We start from the raw sequence: 17,849 nt of genomic DNA on the forward strand, positions 1-17,849 counted from the left end.
TTTTAGGAACTTTGTGGCATACTAGACATATCAATGAAAGCGAGGTAAACTCATGGAACAATTTTTAGAAAATATTAAAGATCTTGAAGTCACAACTGTTGCCCGTGCTCAAAAAGCACTTGATAAGAAAGAAACTGCAACCTTCTTCATCGGTCGTGAAACTTGCCCTTACTGCCGTAAATTTGCTGGTACATTGGCAGGTGTCGTATCTGAAACCAAAGCCCACATCTACTTCATCAACAGTGAAGAACCAAGCCAACTCAATGAATTGCAAGAATTCCGCTCACGTTATGGAATCCCAACTGTTCCGGGATTCGTTCATGTTGCTGATGGCCAAATCAATGTTCGTTGCGACTCTTCCATGTCAGCAGAAGAAATCAAAGAATTTGCAGGATTGTAAAAAATATAAAAAAGAAGGCACTCGCCTTCTTTTTTATATATCTGTCAATGGTGTTGCAGTATCTGGGGAAGTGTCGTAAACTTTAAAGTCTACTCCTACTCCCAAATCAGCCTGTGCTAGCTGGTTAACCATGGTCATATGAGCCAGCTCCTTGATATTGTTCTCTTTGGACAAATGCCCGAGGTAGATTTTCTTGGTTCGATTTCCCATTGCACGAATCATGGCCTCAGCACCATCCTCGTTAGAGAGGTGACCGAGATCCGATAGAATTCTCTGTTTGAGACGCCAAGCGTAAGATCCTGCTCTCAAGATTTCTACGTCGTGGTTGGACTCGATGAGATAACCGTCTGCATTTTCGACAATTCCTGCCATACGGTCACTGACGTAACCTGTATCGGTCAGCATGACAAAGCTCTTGTCGTCTTTCATAAAGCGGTAAAACTGGGGTGCTGCCGCATCATGGCTAACCCCAAAACTCTCAATATCAATATCGCCAAAGGTTTTGGTTTTACCCATTTCAAAAATATGCTTCTGTGATGAATCCACTTTACCGAGGTACTTGCTATTTTCCATAGCCTGCCAGGTTTTTTCATTGGCGTAAAGGTCCATACCATATTTGCGAGCCAATACACCAACTCCATGAATATGATCTGAATGTTCATGCGTAATCAAAATAGCATCCAAATCTTCTGGCTTACGATTGATTTCGCTCAAAAGACTGGTGATTTTCTTACCAGACAAGCCTGCATCCACTAAGATTTTCTTTTTTGGAGTTTCCAGATAAAAGGAATTTCCACTGGAACCTGATGCTAAAATACTGTATTTAAAGCCTTTTTCACTCATTCTAGTCTTCTATTTCGTCCTCCCATATTTCTTCTTTTACGGCATCCTTATCATAAGGGAGCACTATGGTAAAGGTTGAGCCCTTACCGTATTCGCTTTTTGCCCAAATAAAACCATTGTGTTGTTTGATGATTTCTTTCGCGATAGCCAGACCCAAACCAGTCCCACCTTGAGCACGACTTCTTGCGCGATCCACACGGTAAAAGCGATCAAAAATCCTAGGCAAATCTTGTTTTGGAATCCCAAGACCCTGGTCAGAAATTGATAAAATCATCTGGTCATCCGTGGTTTTCATGCTAACCGTAATCTTCCCACCATCTGGTGAATACTTGATGGCATTGTTAAGAATATTATCAATCACCTGGGTCATCTTATCCGTATCAATCTCAATCCAAACTGAAGTTATTGGATAATCTCTCACTAGCTCATATTTTTTCTCTTCATCCTGATTTCTCATCTTATCAAAACGGTTGAGGATGAAGGTGATAAAGGCTGTAAAGTTAATCAACTCTATATCCAGTTTAGTAGTCGCATTGTCAATACGAGATAGATGCAAGAGATCTGTCACCATACGCATCATACGGTTGGTTTCATCGAGTGAAACCTTAATAAAATCAGGGGCGACAGGATCATACAGAGCTCCCTCATCCAAGGCTTCGAGATAAGATTTAACACTGGTCAAAGGAGTACGCAACTCATGACTGACGTTTGAAACAAAGAGTCTTCGCTCACGCTCTTCCTTCTCTTGCTCGGTCGTATCATGTAAAACGGCAACCAAACCAGAGATGAAACCTGACTCACGGCGGACAAGGGCAAAACGTACACGAAGGCTCAAATATTCACCATTAGCATCCTGAGAATCAATCGTCAACTCAGGTATCTGTGTAATCAGGTCACGAAGCTCATATTCATCTTCTATCTTAAGTAATTCGAGGATACTTTTGTTAAGAACCTCTTCTTTCTGCACACCTAATTGTTTCTTGGCCATGTCGTTAATCATGATAATCTGACCACGGCGATTGGTCGCAAGAACACCATCTGTCATATAGGAAAGAATGCTATGCAGCCTTTTACTCTCTTGTTCCAGATTTTCTTGGGTCAAACGAATGACTTCTGACAAATCATTCAAGTTATTGGTGATGTTGGTGATTTCTGTGCTACCTTGCAAGTCCAAAACTTGAGAATAGTCACCTGCAATTAAGTCCTTAACCTTCTGATTTATCTCTTTTAACCGGATGTTATCCCGACGGTTTTCCAGCAAGAGCAAGGTCACCACTAGTATAAAGCCAAGTAAAATCAGGATAAAGATAAAATCACTGGTCAGAATAGTTTGTCTAATATCTTCAATCATTATTTTTCATATAGTAGCCAACACCACGACGTGTGAGGATATACTCTGGACGGCTTGGTGTGTCTTCAATTTTTTCACGCAAACGTCGGATAGTCACGTCCACTGTACGAACATCACCAAAATAGTCATAACCCCAAACGGTCTCAAGCAAGTGTTCACGCGTAATCACTTGTCCAATATGAGATGCCAAGTGATACAAGAGTTCAAACTCACGGTGGGTCAAATCTAATTCCTCACCATATTTCTTAGCCACATAAGCATCTGGAACGATTTCCAAATCACCAATTTGTAAGGGCTGCGTCCTCTTCTCATCAGACTCTTGGCTATCTACTGAAGCAAGATCTGTACGACGAAGCAGAGCCTTGACACGGGCTTGTAACTCACGGTTCGAGAAGGGCTTTGTAACATAATCATCTGCACCTAACTCCAAACCGATAACCTTGTCAAACTCGCTATCCTTAGCCGAGAGCATAATAATTGGCACACTACTGGTCTTACGAATAGCTTTAGCAACTTCTAAACCATCAATTTCCGGAAGCATCAAGTCTAGAATAATAATATCTGGTTGCTCTGCTTCAAATAGCTCAATTGCTTCACGACCATTAGATGCGGTTACAACTTCGTAACCTTCCTTGGTCATATTAAACTTAATAATATCCGAGATCGGTTTCTCATCATCTACAATTAATATTTTTTTCATTTCATCACCTTTTCTCTATCTATTATAACAAAAAAATACAAAGAAGGCACAAATGGCTACTGTAAGCCTTCATCTTCAAGAGCTGTTTTATAAGCCTGCCAAATCTTTTGTTGAGGTTTAGCAAGTGGATAATCAGAAAATTCCTGAGGGAAAACCCAACGAACTTCTCTGTCAGAAAACTGTTTTGTTTCCGACACTTGACCAGCTAGGATTTGAATATGCCATTTCCGATGACTAAATACATGCTTGACCTGGTCAAATACTTGATGGGACCAATTCACTTCTAAATCATAATCCTGCTCAAAGTTTTCTTGAGGGCTTGGTCCAAATGCTCTGCTTTCCTCTTTGACTTGTGAAAAGAGATCTAGCTGATCGTCATCACTTGAGAAATCATCAACTTCGATCAGGGGGAAATGCCAAAAACCGGCTAGTAGTTTCTCGCTTTCGTTTTTCTCAAGTAGATATTGACCATGGTCATTGCGTACAACCAAAGCCTTGAGATAGATTGGGAGGGGCTTTTTCTTGGGTTCTTTAATCGGATATACATCCATAGTACCATTCTGATACGCCGCACTAAAGTCCTTAACAGGGCTTTCTTCTGGTCTAGGATTAACTGGCGCCTCTATGTTAGAACCTAAATCCATCAGAGCTTGGTTAAAGTCTCCTGGCCGTTTCGGGTCAATCAAGATTTCCATCATTGCCTGAAAAATTTTGCGATTGCTGGGAACTCCGATATCATGATTAATCTCAAACAAGCGCGCCAAAACCCGCATAACATTGCCATCAACCGCTGGCTCAGGCAAGTTAAAAGCGATACTAGAAATAGCTCCCGCAGTGTATGGTCCAATCCCTTTCAAACTAAAAATTCCTTCATAGGTGTTTGGAAATTGACCCCCAAAGTCAGCCATAATCTGCTGGGCTGCAGCCTGCATATTGCGTACTCGAGAATAATAGCCCAATCCTTCCCAAGCCTTCAGTAGACGCTCTTCAGGGGCATTCGCCAGACTTTCAACAGTTGGGAACCAGTCCAAGAATCGTTCGTAGTATGGAATAACTGTATCCACTCTGGTCTGCTGCAGCATGATTTCAGATACCCAGATGTGATAAGGATTTTTACTTCTCCGCCAAGGTAAATCTCGCTTGTTTTCATCATACCACTTGAGGAGTTTTTCACGAAATGAAATGATCTTCTCCTCTGGCCACATGTCAACACCATGTTCTTTCAAATCTAACATATATCTAGTATAACATAGAAGCTTCTAACTGTCCTTTTCTCAGTACTAAAAAGCCTCTTCCCATAGGGAAAGAGGTCTATTTCTTATTGATGAACTGCTTGGGCAGCAGTGATAAGGGTCAACTTGTACACATCATCGGCATTACATCCACGAGAAAGGTCGTTTACTGGCTTGTTCAAACCTTGCAGAACAGGACCTACAGCCGAGAAACCACCAAGACGTTCTGCAATCTTGTAACCGATATTTCCTGCTTCGATACTTGGAAAGATAAAGACAGTTGCTTGACCAGCAACGTTACTTCCTGGAGCTTTCAAAGCTGCTGTTTCAGGGTGGAAGGCAGCGTCAAATTGCAATTCCCCATCGATTTCAAGGTCTGGACGTAGTTCGTGCGCACGTTGTGTAGCTGCTACTACCTTATCAACGTTCTCACCAAAACCAGAACCTTTAGTAGAATAGCTCAACATAGCAATTTTGGGTTCGATACCAAACATTTTCGCAGTGATTGCTGAGTTAATAGCAATTTCAGCTAAGGCATCTGCATCAGGATTAATGTTGATCGCACAGTCTCCGAAAAGATAACGTTCTGAACCACGAGTCATCAAGAAGGCACCTGAAGTACGAGTAACATTAGGACGAGTTTTAATGATTTGAAGGGCTGGACGAACTGTTGCAGCAGTTGAGTGAAGTGCACCTGAAACCATACCGTCAACCAAGCCCATATATACTAGCATTACACCAAAGTAGTTAACGTCTTCACGCAAGAGTCTAACAGCTTCTTCTTCTGATATCTTACCGTTACGACGTTCAACGAGCGCAGCAACCATTTCGTCAAACTTAGCGTAGTGGTCAGGGTCGATAACTTCGTAACCTTCAGTGATTCCTTCGATTTCAAGGTAGATTTTGATTTTTTCAGGGTTACCAAGCAATACTGGGATAACATCTGTTTCTTTAACCAAACGTTTTGTAGCTTGGAGGATACGAGGTTCTTTCCCTTCAGGGAGAACGATGCGTACATTTTTACCAACTAGGTTGGTTTTTAGACTTTCAAAAACTTCCATGAGTTTCTCCTTTAATATTAATTAATTGATAACTTAGTTATTAAATTCTTAAAATCATCTGGCAGTGGAGATGATATTTCCAACTGTTCTTCAAGAAAAGGATGATAAAAAGATAAGAAATGGCAATGTAGCGCTTGACGCTCTATGCCATGCTCTAAACTTCCACCATAGAGGTCATCTCCAAGTAAGGGAAAGCCAATATGGGAAAAATGCACTCGTATCTGATGAGTTCGTCCAGTATGCAGGCGAATATCGACTAGGTGAATATTTCCATAAGACGCTACAACTTTGTAAGACGTATGAGCGTATTTCCCACCTTTGGCAACCCGTCTAGTGATAATGGAGTCCACATCACGAGCAATCGGGGCGATAATCTCCCCTTCTGGCTCCAAGACACCAGCTCCTTTAACTAAAGCAAAGTAACGTTTTTCGATAGACTTTCGTTGCAACTGCTTATCTAAACGTGCATGAGCGTAGCCGTGCTTGGCAAAGAGCATCAGACCAGATGTATCACGATCAAGTCTCGTCACGATATGAACCTGCTGGTTTTCATATTCCTGCTTAACATAGTAGCCTTTGATAAAATTGGCAATGGTGTTGGAATGATTGACACTAGGAATGGAGGCTACTCCATAAGGTTTATTCAAAACCAAAAAGTGGTCATCCTCATACAAGATATCCAGTGAACGGTCGATTGCTTCAAGGGTTTCAAAGCCTTCCTCTGCTGGAATGTCAATGGTAACACTGTCTCCAATATCTAAGAGATAAGTCGCATTTTGAGGTTGGTCATTGACCAGAATAGCCCCACCTCGAAACTTAATCTTAGCCAAAAGTCCCTTGGAAACCTCGTGTTTCTTGAGAAAAGTTTTGACTTTGACATGCTCATCTGCGGTAAATTCGAACCTCATTCATCCACCTCGCCGATGAAGGCATCTTTGACACGATTCCAGAAACTAGTGTGGCTTGGTGTCGCTACGAAGTGAATCTTGTGATGGTCGATTTGATACTCAATCCGTTCGATATTACGGAATGAATAGACACTGTTATCTACTGATATCGTGTGGTAATCATTGCGTGTCGGCAAGAGTTCAATCTTATCTTTTTTTGGAATAATGATTGATGATCCCAAAGTGCGATAGACTCGGTTGTTAAGACTCGCTATCTCCGTCAACTGTAAAGCTTCAATGGTCGGATGCAAGACAGCTCCACCCAAGGACTTGTTGTAGGCAGTACTTCCCGTCGGCGTTGAAACAGTCACTCCATCTCCACGAAATCTCTCGAACGGAACATGGTTAATGATGATATCTGCTACCATGGTGCGATCTGATCGACGGATACTAGCTTCATTTAAGGCGCGAAATGTTTTCACTTCTCCATTTTCAAGCGTTACCTTGACATTCAAAACAGGATAGGAAACTTTGGCACCAGTATCTAGTAGGAGATTGGTCACCAACTGATCCAACTCAAAATCACGATAATCTGTGTAAAATCCCAAATGCCCTGTATGAACACCTACAAATCGAACCTTGTCTAACTGATTCTCATACTTGTGGAAAGCAGACAAAAGCATCCCATCTCCACCAATCGAAATGACGATGTCGGGATTGGTATCGTTCAGTATAAAATGTTGTTTCTTTAGTTTTTCCCTCAGTTCATGCAAAACCTTCTGACTCTGCGGCTTTCTATTTGCTATGAGGTCAACTCGTTTACCTGTATTCTTCATCTGTATCGTCACTATTTCCTACACCGTCATTTAATTTTCTGCTCAATGGATCAAAGAGAGCCTGCGCTTCCTGGATGTCATCTCGAATCTTACCCATTTCTTCATCCAGTTGATAAGCAATTTTGGCTGTGATTTCCAGCCTTTTCCTGATTTCTTCTGGGAAATCGCCCTGGTATTTATAATTGAGCGAGTGCTCAATCGTAGCCCAGAAATTCATGGCTAAAGTACGTATTTGAATTTCCGCCAAAATCGTCTTAGCTCCGTTGATCGTATCAACCGTGTACTCGACAACCACGTGATAAGAACGATAACCTGAAGCCTTACGATGAGTGATATAGTCTCGTTCCTGAACGATTCTCATATCTTGGCGTTTACGTAGAATCTCAACTACTTCTTTAACGTCATCAACAAACTGAACCATGACACGTAAACCAGCAATATCTTGCAGATCATGTTCTAGATTTGCATAAGTAATTCCTCGACGAGCCATCTTTTCTTTGATACTTTCAATCGGTTTGACACGACCCGTTACAAACTCAATCGGAGAATGCTTGTTTTGCTTACGATACTGTTTGCGAATTCCTCGAAGTTTTATCTTCAATTCACCAACAGCCTGAATGTAAGGATCTAAAAATTCTTCCCATTCTATGGTCATACTTTCTCCCTTGTAATGTTTGATTGCTCTGTCGAAAATCTTTGATTTTTTCAGTACATTCGTATACAATAAATACATTGTCCATTATACCATAAATCGCTTTCAAAGATATAGAAAAGGTTGAAAAAATGAAACATTTAGAAATAGAATTGAAAACACTTCTGAAAAAAGAGGAATATGAGCATCTAAAAAAACAGTTTTCCCATATCCAGCCCGTCCTTCAGAAAAACTACTACATTGACACACCTGATTTTCAATTACGTGAAAAGAAGGTTGCCATGCGCATTCGCACTTTTGCAGATTGGGCGGAATTGACCTTGAAAGTGCCTCAAACTGTAGGAAATATGGAATACAACCAGAAACTAACTCTTCCAGAAGCTGAATCGTACCTAGAAAAACAAAAACTACCTCAAGGGCTCGTTCTAGAAAAGCTCGCTAAGATTGGTATTGAAAGTCATGACTGGCTTGTTTTAGGCTGCCTTTCGACTCTTCGTTATGAAACGAAAACAGAAATTGGCTTAATGGCGTTAGATGAAAGTCACTACTTTGACCAAACGGACTATGAACTCGAGCTTGAAGTCATAGACCATGAAAAAGGGAAAGCCGATTTTCGGAAATTTTTAGATGAAAATCACATAACTTATCAGAAAGCTCCTTCAAAATTAATTCGTTTTATTAAAAGCATGAAAAAAAGCTGAAATAATCTCCTTTTTTTGGTAGAATAGAAAAGATAAAAATAAAAGAATCTTGCTTTGAAAAACAGAACTTTCTCAAAGGAGATTCACAAAGTTTACAGAGGACGGTCTATAATGTCAGATAGAAACAACATGAAACTTTTCACCCTAAACTCTAACCCAGAAATCGCTCAAAAGATTGCGGATACAGTTGGTGTACCTCTCGGAAAATTATCCTCTCGTCAATTTTCTGATGGTGAAATCCAGGTCAACATCGAAGAAAGTGTCCGTGGTTACGATGTTTACATCATCCAGTCAACCAGCTACCCCGTTAGCAACCACTTGATGGAATTATTAATCATGGTTGATGCTTGTGTTCGTGCAAGTGCTCATAGTATCAACGTTGTCCTTCCTTACTTTGGTTATGCTCGTCAGGATCGTATCGCTTCTTCTCGCGAACCCCTCACTGCAAAATTGGTTGCCAATATGCTTGTCAAGGCTGGTGTAAGCCGTGTTCTAACGCTTGACCTCCACGCTGTTCAGGTCCAAGGTTTCTTTGACATTCCTGTAGACAATCTTTATACTGTTCCTCTATTTGCTAAGCACTACTGTGATAAAGGACTTCTTGGCTCTGATGTTGTTGTTGTTAGTCCAAAGAACTCTGGTGTTAAACGTGCACGTAGTTTGGCTGAATACCTTGATGCTCCTATCGCTATCATTGACTACGCCCAAGACGATTCTAATCGTAACGAAGGCTATATCATTGGGGATGTCGAAGGCAAGAAGGCTATCTTAATTGACGATATTCTAAATACTGGTCGTACTTTCTCTGAAGCTGCCAAAATCGTTGAACGTGAAGGTGCAACTGAGATTTATGCAGTTTCTAGTCACGGTTTATTTGTTGAAGGTGCAGCAGACCTCCTTGACGCTACAAACATCAAGGAAATCCTTGTGACAGACTCCGTAGCAACCAAAGAAAGAACTCCTGAAAATGTATGTTACATTACTGCTAGCGAGTTAATCGGAGATGCGATCGTCCGCATCCATGAAAGAAAACCAGTCAGCCCACTCTTTGCTTACAACAAAAAGAAATAAGGTGATTCTTTGATTTATTTAGACAATGCTGCTACTACTCCTATGTCAGCAGTTGCTATTTCAGAAATGACCAGGGTCATGCAAGAAACCCACGGTAATCCTTCTAGTATTCATAGTCATGGTCGACAGGCTGGCAAACTCTTGCGAGAAGCCCGTCAGGAACTAGCCCAGTTATTGGGGACAAAATCTCAACATATCTTTTTTACGTCTGGCGGTACAGAAAGCAACAATACAGCTATTATTGGCTATTGTCTCCGTCATCAAAATCGTGGAAAACATATCATCACGACAGCTATTGAACATCATTCTGTGCTTGAGACTATCGATTATCTGGTGCAACATTTTGGCTTTGAAGCGACTATCATCCAACCAGTAAATCAAGAAATTACTCCCCAGCAAATTCAAGAGGCCTTACGTGACGATACTATTCTCGTTTCCACTATGTATGCTAATAATGAAACGGGCAGTCTCTTACCTATCGCTGAGATTGGACGTGTTTTAAAAGAGCATCCTGCGGCTTATCATGTAGATGCTGTTCAAGCTATCGGAAAAGTTCCTATCCATCCTGAGGAATTGGGAATTGATTTCCTCAGTGCTTCTGCCCACAAATTCCATGGACCAAAGGGAATCGGCTTTCTTTATGCTTCTTCCGCGGACTTTGATTCCTATCTTCACGGTGGAGACCAAGAACAAAAGAAACGGGCTGGAACAGAAAACCTCGCTGCCATTGTAGGCATGGTCGCTGCTCTCAAAGAGGATTTAGAGCAACAAGCTGAACATTACCAAAAACTAGAGGGATTAAAATCTGCTTTTCTAGATGAGATTGCAGATCTAGAATTCTATCTCAACGAAAGCCAACACCAGCTTCCTTATGTTGTCAACATTGGCTTCCCTAGTCAAAAAAATGATTTGCTCTTACTACGGTTAGATCTTGAAGGAATTTCAATTTCTACCGGTTCAGCTTGTACTGCTGGTATTGTGCAAACCAGTCATGTGCTTGAAGCATTTTATGGACCAGATTCGCATCGTTTGAAAGAATCTGTCCGTATCAGTCTGTCTCCTCTTAATACCGAGGAAGAACTGAAACAACTCGCACAAACCTTAAAAAATATTATTGGAGATTAATCTAATGGCATTCGAAAAAACCATTAAACTACAAAACTGCCACTACGACTATACACTTAGCCCATCTGTCAAAAAGTTCACACTGAAAGATAATACTTTCTTTGAAACAAAAGTTGGAAACTTCGAACTAACTCGTCTGCTTGAGAAAGTACCTAACAGCGGTGAAGGCTTCAACCTAAAAATCATCATCAATAAAGACCTTACAGGTGCTAAACTCAACATCACTGACAAATCTGGCCTTCGTTTGGTCAATATCTTTAAATCAGAAGACCACCACATTCATCAGGAGAAATTCTACTTCCTCATGGACAGCCTTGTAGAACGCGGAATCTTCACAAAAGAAGAAAGATAATTGGCTATGTATCGACTTACCTATCAAGATAACTATCACGTAGAACGTACACTTGAATATAAGGATTACGAAGAGCTTATGTTATCTCTATCAGGTTGTGTAACTCTTCCAGATACATTCCTAGTTACCTCATTAACCTTTGATGATAAAGTTATCTATCAAGGATTGGTCGGAGATCTCTACCGTTTTCTATCACAAGCTAATTTTTAAGACTAAAACTAAGATTTTCTTAGTTTTTTCTTGTTTTTGTTGATTTTTTCACAATGTTTCTATAAAATAGAAGAATAGAAAGGTTGTGGTTTTGTGAAAGATAAACAGTCTGCTATTCCAAAAGCAACAGCAAAAAGACTCTCTCTCTACTATCGAATTTTCAAGAGATTTCATGCCGAGAAAATCGAACGTGCCAACTCTAAGCAAATTGCAGAGGCTATCGGTATCGATTCTGCGACTGTTCGTCGTGATTTTTCCTATTTTGGCGAACTAGGTCGTCGTGGTTTTGGTTATGATGTTAAAAAACTGATGACTTTTTTTGCTGATCTCCTAAATGATAACTCAATTACGAATGTTATGCTGGTTGGGATTGGAAATATGGGGCATGCCCTTCTCCACTACCGCTTCCATGAGCGTAACAAGATGAAAATCATCATGGCATTTGACCTAGATAACCATCCAGAAGTCGGGACCCAGACACCTGATGGAATTCCAATCTATGGTATCTCTCAGATTAAAGAAAAAATCAAAGAAGCAGATGTTAAAACTGCTATCCTAACTGTTCCAAGTGTTAAATCACAAGAAGTCGCCAATCTTTTGGTCGATGCAGGTATAAAAGGTATTCTCAGTTTTTCCCCTGTTCACCTCCACCTTCCAAAAGATGTGGTCGTTCAGTATGTCGATTTGACAAGCGAACTCCAAACCCTCCTCTATTTTATGCGTAAAGAGGATTAGAAAGCGAAAGCATTTATGAAAAAACCAGTTATTGGGATTACAGGAAATGAAAAAGCTCATCCAGATGATGACATCATGATGAGCTATGCAGCAAAGGGCTTTGTTGAAGGAGTCAAGGACGCTGGCGGAATTCCAATCATCCTACCGATTGGTGATCAAGAAATGGCTACCCATTACATCAGTATCATTGATAAGCTCATCCTAACGGGTGGGCAAAATGTTGATCCAAAATACTATGGTGAGCCTAAAACCATTGACAGCGATGACTACCATCTTCAAAGAGATATTTTTGAATTAGCCCTTATCAGAGAAGCGATTAAACAGAAGAAACCAATTTTCTCTGTTTGTCGGGGTACTCAACTTTTCAATGTCGCCATGGGAGGCACGCTACACCAAGATATCGAGGATCATTGGCAGGACTGTTCAGCTGAATACACGACCCAACACCTCATAACGGAGCCTGATACCATTCTCCGAGAAATCTATGGAGAAATCTCCCATATCAACTCCTTCCACCACCAGAGTATTAAAGATCTAGCTCCTAATCTTAAGGTTGTAGCACATGATCCTAAAGATGGAATCATTGAGGCTGTGACAACTACGGACGGCTTTCCTTATCTTGGTGTTCAATGGCATCCTGAATTTCTCTTTGAAAATCGACCCAAAGATAAAACGCTATTTGACTATGTTGTTAACGAACTCTAAATCAAATCCGTCTTTTCACGGTAACTAAAGTAATCTGAGTGCGAGACAATCAGATGGTCCAAGAAAACGATCCCCATCAGTTCGCAGGCTTCCTTGACTAACTTGGTTACATGGTCATCATTTCGGCTAGGTGCTACTGCACCTGAAGGATGATTGTGGACTAAAATAACAGAAGTCGCCATATGCTTGATGGCATAGTGAAGGATTTCCCTCGGTTCAGCAATGCTGCGTGTCGCAGAGCCGATAAAAATAGTTTGCTGATGAATGATTTGATTTTGAGTATTGAGATAGAGCGCCACTAGGTGCTCTTGTTTTTTGTCGCCAAGTTCCTGTTGCATTTTCTTGGCTAGCTTTTGACTACTGAGAATACTTTCCATCTCAAGGGTTTCATGTTTGTGAATGCGGTGTCCCAGTTCAATCACTGCTTGTAGTTCAATGGCTTTTATTCGCCCTATACCAGACAGACTCTGCAATTCCTGCAGGGTCATTTTTTTCAAATCGGTTAGACTGTTAAGACTATTCAAGACTTTTTGGGCAATTTCAAAGACATTGGCCTGACGTGTTCCTGTTCTGAGCAGAATTGCTAGCAATTCTTGATTGCTCAGAGCCTCTACTCCTTCTTTAACTAGTCTTTCTCTAGGCAAGAGTGAATCTTCTTGGAATGAGATACTGTACATAAAAATCCTCCTCACTTTATTATTCGTGAGAAGGATGAAAAATTAGATTTTTTTCTCAATTGGGGCAACGCTGGCTAGAAGTTTTTTCAGTCCTACTTCTGGGAAGTTAATTTTCAGTTCCTGAGTAGCGCCACTACCCGACACTTCAAGGACTGTTCCCTCTCCCCACTTCTTGTGGAGAGCAATATCCCCAATAGACCAACTTGTATCAGTCGAATCTTTTTTATTTCCGGCTGTAAACTGTCCAAACGGAAGACCACTTGACTGGATAGAGCGTGGTGCAGCATTGCGTTTCCGTTCTTGAAGGGCCTGAGCTAAGCTCATACCTTGACCGAAAGCAATCCCACCACTGCTATAAGAAGCCTTAAAGCTAGTATTCGCTGGACGGGCTAAACCTTGATACTCGAGCAAGTCCGAACTGATTTCATTGATGAAACGTGTTGGACGATTATAATTTGTACGACCGAAAAGCAAGCGTGAGTTGGCATTGGTCAGATAGAGGATTTTCTCCGCGCGAGTGATACCTACATAGGCCAAACGGCGTTCCTCTTCTAGCTCATCTGGATCTTCAGCTGCACGGCTAAGTGGAAAGACATTTTCCTCCATCCCGATGATAAAGACAACTGGGAACTCGAGTCCTTTCGCTGCATGGAGGGTCATCAGGGTCACTTCTGATGTCTCCTGACTGCCTGAATCCGTATCTGCAATCAAAGCCAAGTCATTCAAGAAACGACTGAGTTTGTCCAAACCAGTTTCTTCTTCCTGACTATCAGGGTTGTCGTCAAAGTTTTTGGTAACAGAAAGAAATTCCTCGATATTTTCAACCCGAGCCTTGCTCTCTAAGGTTGCCTGAGCATTAAGATTATCGACATAACTTGTTTTTTCTAGAACAGCTTCCACTAGCTCGGTGATAGTTAATTGATCCAGTTTTTCCCGCAAATCCAGAATCATATTAGCAAAATCCCAGATAGACTGGGCTGCTTTTCCTTTGATGCCAGACAACATAATATTGGCTGAAGCGTCTAGCATAGACATCTCTTGCATATTCGCAAAATCACGGATTTTCTCAACCGTTCCTGGACCAATTCCGCGCTTAGGCTCGTTGATAATACGCTCAAAACTGATATTGTCACTTAAATTGGCAATGAGATTAAGGTAGGCGATAATGTCACGGATTTCCTTACGGCTGTAGAACTTGGTTCCGCCAACCATAGTATAAGGAATGTTAGACTTGAGCAGGGCCTCCTCAATAGTACGAGACTGGGCGTTAGTCCGATAAAGAACTGCAAAATCCTTGTGGAGGAAGTTTTGGCTACGACCAAGTTCATCGATGGTTTTGGCTACAAAAACAGCCTCATCTTGTTCGTCGTTGGCTCTGTAGTAGACGATTTGCTCCCCATCGGCATTCTGGGTCCAGAGATTCTTGGGACGGCGATTTTTATTGTTTTTGATGACGTCGTTTGCAGCTTGAAGAATAGTTTTGGTTGAACGATAATTCTCCTCTAACAAAACGACCTTGGCGTTAGGGTAATCTTTCTCAAAATCCAAAATATTCTGCATATCAGCCCCACGCCAACCGTAGATAGATTGGTCTGCATCCCCGACCACGCAGACATTTTTAAAGCGTGAAGCCAAAAGTTTGACCAGTTGGTACTGGGCATGGTTGGTATCTTGGTACTCATCAACGTGAATGTACTGGAACTTCTGCTGATAGTAGGTCAAGACGTCAGGATTCTGATCAAAGAGACGCAAGGTCAGCATAATCAAATCATCAAAATCAACAGACTCAGACTGGCGAAGCTCCTTCTGATAAGCTGTATAACACTGAGCCACGATTTGTGTGTACATATCACCAGCTTGGGCAGCATAAGCCACATCATCAATCAGGTCATTCTTAGCATTAGAAATGGTTCCCAAAATGGTCCGTTCATTCCATTTTTTAGGATCCAAGTTTAACTGCTTGAGAATGCGTTTCATGAGAGTTCGTTGCTCTCCTGGATCTACAATGGTGAAGTTCCGGTTATAGCCAATATGATCCGCATCACGACGTAGGATACGAACACACATGGAGTGAAAGGTCGCAATCAGACAGTCCTGAGTAGCTGGATTAAGGCTATAGGCACGCTCCTTCATCTCACGCGCCGCCTTATTGGTAAAGGTAATGGCCAAGATATTCCAAGGATTAACCATTTTTTCATCAATCAGATAGGCAATGCGGTGGGTTAAAACACGAGTCTTTCCAGAACCAGCCCCCGCCATGATCAATAATGGACCTTCTGTCGTTTTTACCGCCTCAGCCTGACGGTCATTCATTCCATTCAATAATGCGTTCATTTTCTCTTCCTTACTCTTGAAGTCAATGTTTCTATTATATCAGAAAACAGGGAAAATATCTTTAGCTAGACTGGTTGCGTGTAGTAAACAACTCTCTCATCAACTGAAGATAACTACTTATATCTATATAGAAAATGAGCTTGGATAGCTTTTCCAAACTCATTTGAATTCAATTAAACTATTAGAACAATCCTAGAACGGTTCCGTCACTTTCAACATCCATATTGAGAGCGGCTGGACGTTTTGGAAGACCTGGCATGGTCATGACATCACCTGTTAAGGCAACGATGAAGCCTGCACCCAATTTTGGTACCAATTCACGAATGGTAATTTCAAAGTTTTCTGGGGTTCCAAGTGCATTTGGATTGTCTGAGAAACTATATTGCGTTTTAGCCATACAGATTGGCAATTTGTCCCAACCATTCTGAACGATTTGCGCGATTTGTGTTTGAGCTTTCTTCTCAAAGTTCACTTTGCTACCACGGTAGATTTCAGTAACAATCTTTTCAATCTTTTCTTGAACAGAAAGGTCATTGTCATACAAACGTTTATAGTTAGCTGGGTTTTCAGAGATAGTCTTAACAACCGTTTCAGCAAGCGCTACTCCTCCTTCTGCGCCATCAGCCCAGACACTTGCTAGTTCAACTGGCACATCAATAGAAGCACAGAGTTCTTTCAAGGCTGCGATTTCAGCTTCAGTATCAGAAACAAATTCGTTAATCGCAACAACTGCAGGAATACCAAACTTACGGATATTTTCAACGTGGCGTTTCAAGTTAGCAAAACCTGCGCGAACTGCCTCCACATTTTCCTCTGTGAGAGCGTCTTTAGCTACGCCACCATTCATCTTAAGGGCACGAAGGGTTGCGACGATGACAACAGCATCTGGAGATGTTGGCAAGTTTGGCGTCTTGATATCAAGGAATTTCTCAGCACCAAGGTCCGCACCAAAACCAGCTTCAGTAACAGTATAATCAGCCAAGCGAAGGGCTGTGCTTGTTGCCAAGACAGAGTTACATCCATGAGCGATATTGGCAAATGGACCACCGTGTACAAAGGCAGGTGTACCGTAAATTGTCTGAACCAGGTTCGGTTTAATAGCATCTTTCAAAATCAATGCTAAAGCACCCTCAACCTGCAAATCACCTACAGAAACAGGAGTACGGTCGTAGCGATAGCCGATAACGATATTAGCCAAACGGAGTTTCAAGTCCTCGATATCCGTCGCCAAGCAAAGAATGGCCATGATTTCGGAAGCAACTGTAATATCAAAACCATCCTCACGTGGAATACCATTTAGAGGACTACCAAGTCCAACGGTCACATGACGAAGGGCGCGGTCGTTCAAGTCCACAACACGTTTCCAAAGAATACGACGTTGATCAATTCCCAGCTCATTTCCTTGGTGCAGGTGATTGTCAATCAAGGCAGAAAGAGCATTGTTAGCAGTTGTAATGGCATGCATATCTCCAGTAAAGTGGAGGTTGATGTCTTCCATTGGCAACACTTGGGCATAACCACCACCAGCAGCACCACCCTTAATCCCCATGACTGGACCAAGTGACGGTTCGCGAATGGCAATCATGGTTTTCTTACCAATCTTGTTTAAGGAATCCGCAAGACCAATGGTAATAGTTGATTTTCCTTCACCTGCTGGTGTTGGGTTGATAGCTGTCACCAAAATCAACTTACCAACTGGATTGCTCTCAACTGCACGAATTTTATCAAAGGTGAGCTTAGCCTTGTACTTTCCATACAACTCCAAATCATCGTAAGAAATACCAAGTTTCTCCACAACATCAACGATTGGCTTCAACTCAATACTCTGTGCGATCTCAATATCTGTTTTCATTCAAAACTCCTCTAACCTCTTATATGATAATTCATTATAACACAAAAAAAGGTTTTTCACATACAAAAAGCTTAGTAAAGTTTATAAACATCAAGTTTTAAGGCCGATTTTAGTCATCTTTTTTA

General features: G+C 41.4%; 19 protein-coding genes. 8 read left to right on the forward strand and 11 right to left on the reverse strand.

What is annotated here, in order from left to right; all coding sequences use genetic code 11:
• Positions 1–52 precede the first annotated feature (52 nt).
• On the forward strand, positions 53–400 hold the full coding sequence (locus M1F56_RS08020) for a PedC/BrcD family bacteriocin maturation disulfide isomerase (RefSeq protein WP_061588199.1): 348 nt from the start codon (positions 53–55) through the stop codon (positions 398–400).
• Positions 401–433: 33 nt separating this feature from the next.
• Here M1F56_RS08020 and M1F56_RS08025 read toward each other — a convergent pair whose 3' ends face one another.
• From M1F56_RS08025 to M1F56_RS08060, 8 genes are all read right to left on the reverse strand, one after another.
• The gene (locus tag M1F56_RS08025) at positions 434–1,243 is read right to left on the reverse strand and encodes an MBL fold metallo-hydrolase (RefSeq protein ID WP_001290609.1); all 810 of its coding nucleotides are present in this window, start codon (positions 1,241–1,243) and stop codon (positions 434–436) included.
• Position 1,244: 1 nt separating this feature from the next.
• Positions 1,245–2,594 carry a cell wall metabolism sensor histidine kinase VicK gene (vicK, locus tag M1F56_RS08030; RefSeq protein ID WP_007522012.1) on the reverse strand — a complete coding sequence of 450 codons (1,350 nt, stop codon included), beginning with the start codon at positions 2,592–2,594 and terminating at the stop codon, positions 1,245–1,247.
• Positions 2,587–3,294 carry a response regulator YycF gene (gene yycF / locus M1F56_RS08035; protein WP_007522014.1) on the reverse strand — a complete coding sequence of 236 codons (708 nt, stop codon included), beginning with the start codon at positions 3,292–3,294 and terminating at the stop codon, positions 2,587–2,589. The genes vicK and yycF overlap by 8 nt, the downstream gene beginning before the upstream one ends.
• A 56-nt stretch (positions 3,295–3,350) precedes the next feature.
• Positions 3,351–4,529: an A/G-specific adenine glycosylase gene (gene mutY / locus M1F56_RS08040; protein WP_247917382.1), complete on the reverse strand. Its 1,179-nt coding sequence runs from the start codon at positions 4,527–4,529 to the stop codon at positions 3,351–3,353.
• An 83-nt stretch (positions 4,530–4,612) separates the two neighbouring features.
• A complete protein-coding gene (gene pta / locus M1F56_RS08045; RefSeq protein ID WP_247917383.1) occupies positions 4,613–5,587 on the reverse strand; it encodes a phosphate acetyltransferase in 975 nt (324 codons plus the stop codon).
• 17 nt (positions 5,588–5,604) lie between these two features.
• Positions 5,605–6,495 carry an RluA family pseudouridine synthase gene (locus M1F56_RS08050; RefSeq protein ID WP_007522019.1) on the reverse strand — a complete coding sequence of 297 codons (891 nt, stop codon included), beginning with the start codon at positions 6,493–6,495 and terminating at the stop codon, positions 5,605–5,607.
• Entirely contained in the window at positions 6,492–7,310 is an 819-nt protein-coding gene (locus M1F56_RS08055) for an NAD kinase (RefSeq protein WP_007522021.1), read from the reverse strand. Before M1F56_RS08055 ends, M1F56_RS08050 begins: the two co-directional genes overlap by 4 nt.
• Positions 7,294–7,965: a GTP pyrophosphokinase gene (locus M1F56_RS08060; RefSeq protein ID WP_000151551.1), complete on the reverse strand. Its 672-nt coding sequence runs from the start codon at positions 7,963–7,965 to the stop codon at positions 7,294–7,296. Before M1F56_RS08060 ends, M1F56_RS08055 begins: the two co-directional genes overlap by 17 nt.
• 128 nt (positions 7,966–8,093) lie before the next feature.
• Between M1F56_RS08060 and M1F56_RS08065 the strand changes: the two genes are divergently transcribed.
• The 7 genes from M1F56_RS08065 to M1F56_RS08095 all read left to right on the forward strand — a co-directional run bounded on the left by M1F56_RS08065 (position 8,094) and on the right by M1F56_RS08095 (position 12,861).
• Positions 8,094–8,663, forward strand: coding sequence for a CYTH domain-containing protein (locus M1F56_RS08065; RefSeq protein WP_247917384.1), 570 nt, complete (start codon positions 8,094–8,096; stop codon positions 8,661–8,663).
• A 111-nt stretch (positions 8,664–8,774) separates the two neighbouring features.
• Entirely contained in the window at positions 8,775–9,734 is a 960-nt protein-coding gene (locus M1F56_RS08070) for a ribose-phosphate diphosphokinase (protein ID WP_001283847.1), read from the forward strand.
• A 9-nt stretch (positions 9,735–9,743) separates the two neighbouring features.
• On the forward strand, positions 9,744–10,859 hold the full coding sequence (locus tag M1F56_RS08075) for a cysteine desulfurase family protein (RefSeq protein ID WP_247917385.1): 1,116 nt from the start codon (positions 9,744–9,746) through the stop codon (positions 10,857–10,859).
• A 4-nt stretch (positions 10,860–10,863) separates the two neighbouring features.
• The gene (locus M1F56_RS08080; RefSeq protein ID WP_033585307.1) at positions 10,864–11,211 is read left to right on the forward strand and encodes a DUF1831 domain-containing protein; all 348 of its coding nucleotides are present in this window, start codon (positions 10,864–10,866) and stop codon (positions 11,209–11,211) included.
• 6 nt (positions 11,212–11,217) lie between these two features.
• A complete protein-coding gene (locus M1F56_RS08085) occupies positions 11,218–11,421 on the forward strand; it encodes a DUF4649 family protein (RefSeq protein ID WP_025169551.1) in 204 nt (67 codons plus the stop codon).
• 93 nt (positions 11,422–11,514) lie between these two features.
• Entirely contained in the window at positions 11,515–12,156 is a 642-nt protein-coding gene (locus M1F56_RS08090; RefSeq protein ID WP_033585308.1) for a redox-sensing transcriptional repressor Rex, read from the forward strand.
• A 15-nt stretch (positions 12,157–12,171) separates the two neighbouring features.
• Positions 12,172–12,861, forward strand: a complete 690-nt coding sequence (locus M1F56_RS08095) for a gamma-glutamyl-gamma-aminobutyrate hydrolase family protein (RefSeq protein ID WP_033585310.1) — start codon at positions 12,172–12,174, stop codon at positions 12,859–12,861.
• On the opposite strand, the gene radC is transcribed toward M1F56_RS08095, so the two are convergent.
• The 3 genes from radC to M1F56_RS08110 form a co-directional block, all read right to left on the reverse strand.
• Entirely contained in the window at positions 12,858–13,538 is a 681-nt protein-coding gene (gene radC, locus M1F56_RS08100; RefSeq protein WP_247917386.1) for a RadC family protein, read from the reverse strand. The two genes, M1F56_RS08095 and radC, sit on opposite strands and share 4 nt — an antisense overlap.
• 42 nt (positions 13,539–13,580) lie before the next feature.
• Positions 13,581–15,872, reverse strand: a complete 2,292-nt coding sequence (gene pcrA / locus M1F56_RS08105) for a DNA helicase PcrA (RefSeq protein ID WP_247917387.1) — start codon at positions 15,870–15,872, stop codon at positions 13,581–13,583.
• A gap of 181 nt (positions 15,873–16,053) precedes the next feature.
• A complete protein-coding gene (locus M1F56_RS08110; protein ID WP_247917388.1) occupies positions 16,054–17,724 on the reverse strand; it encodes a formate--tetrahydrofolate ligase in 1,671 nt (556 codons plus the stop codon).
• Between the last annotated feature and the right edge of the window lie 125 nt (positions 17,725–17,849).

It is taken from the genome of Streptococcus oralis (genome assembly GCF_023109005.1).
Lineage (GTDB): Bacteria > Bacillota > Bacilli > Lactobacillales > Streptococcaceae > Streptococcus > Streptococcus oralis_BU.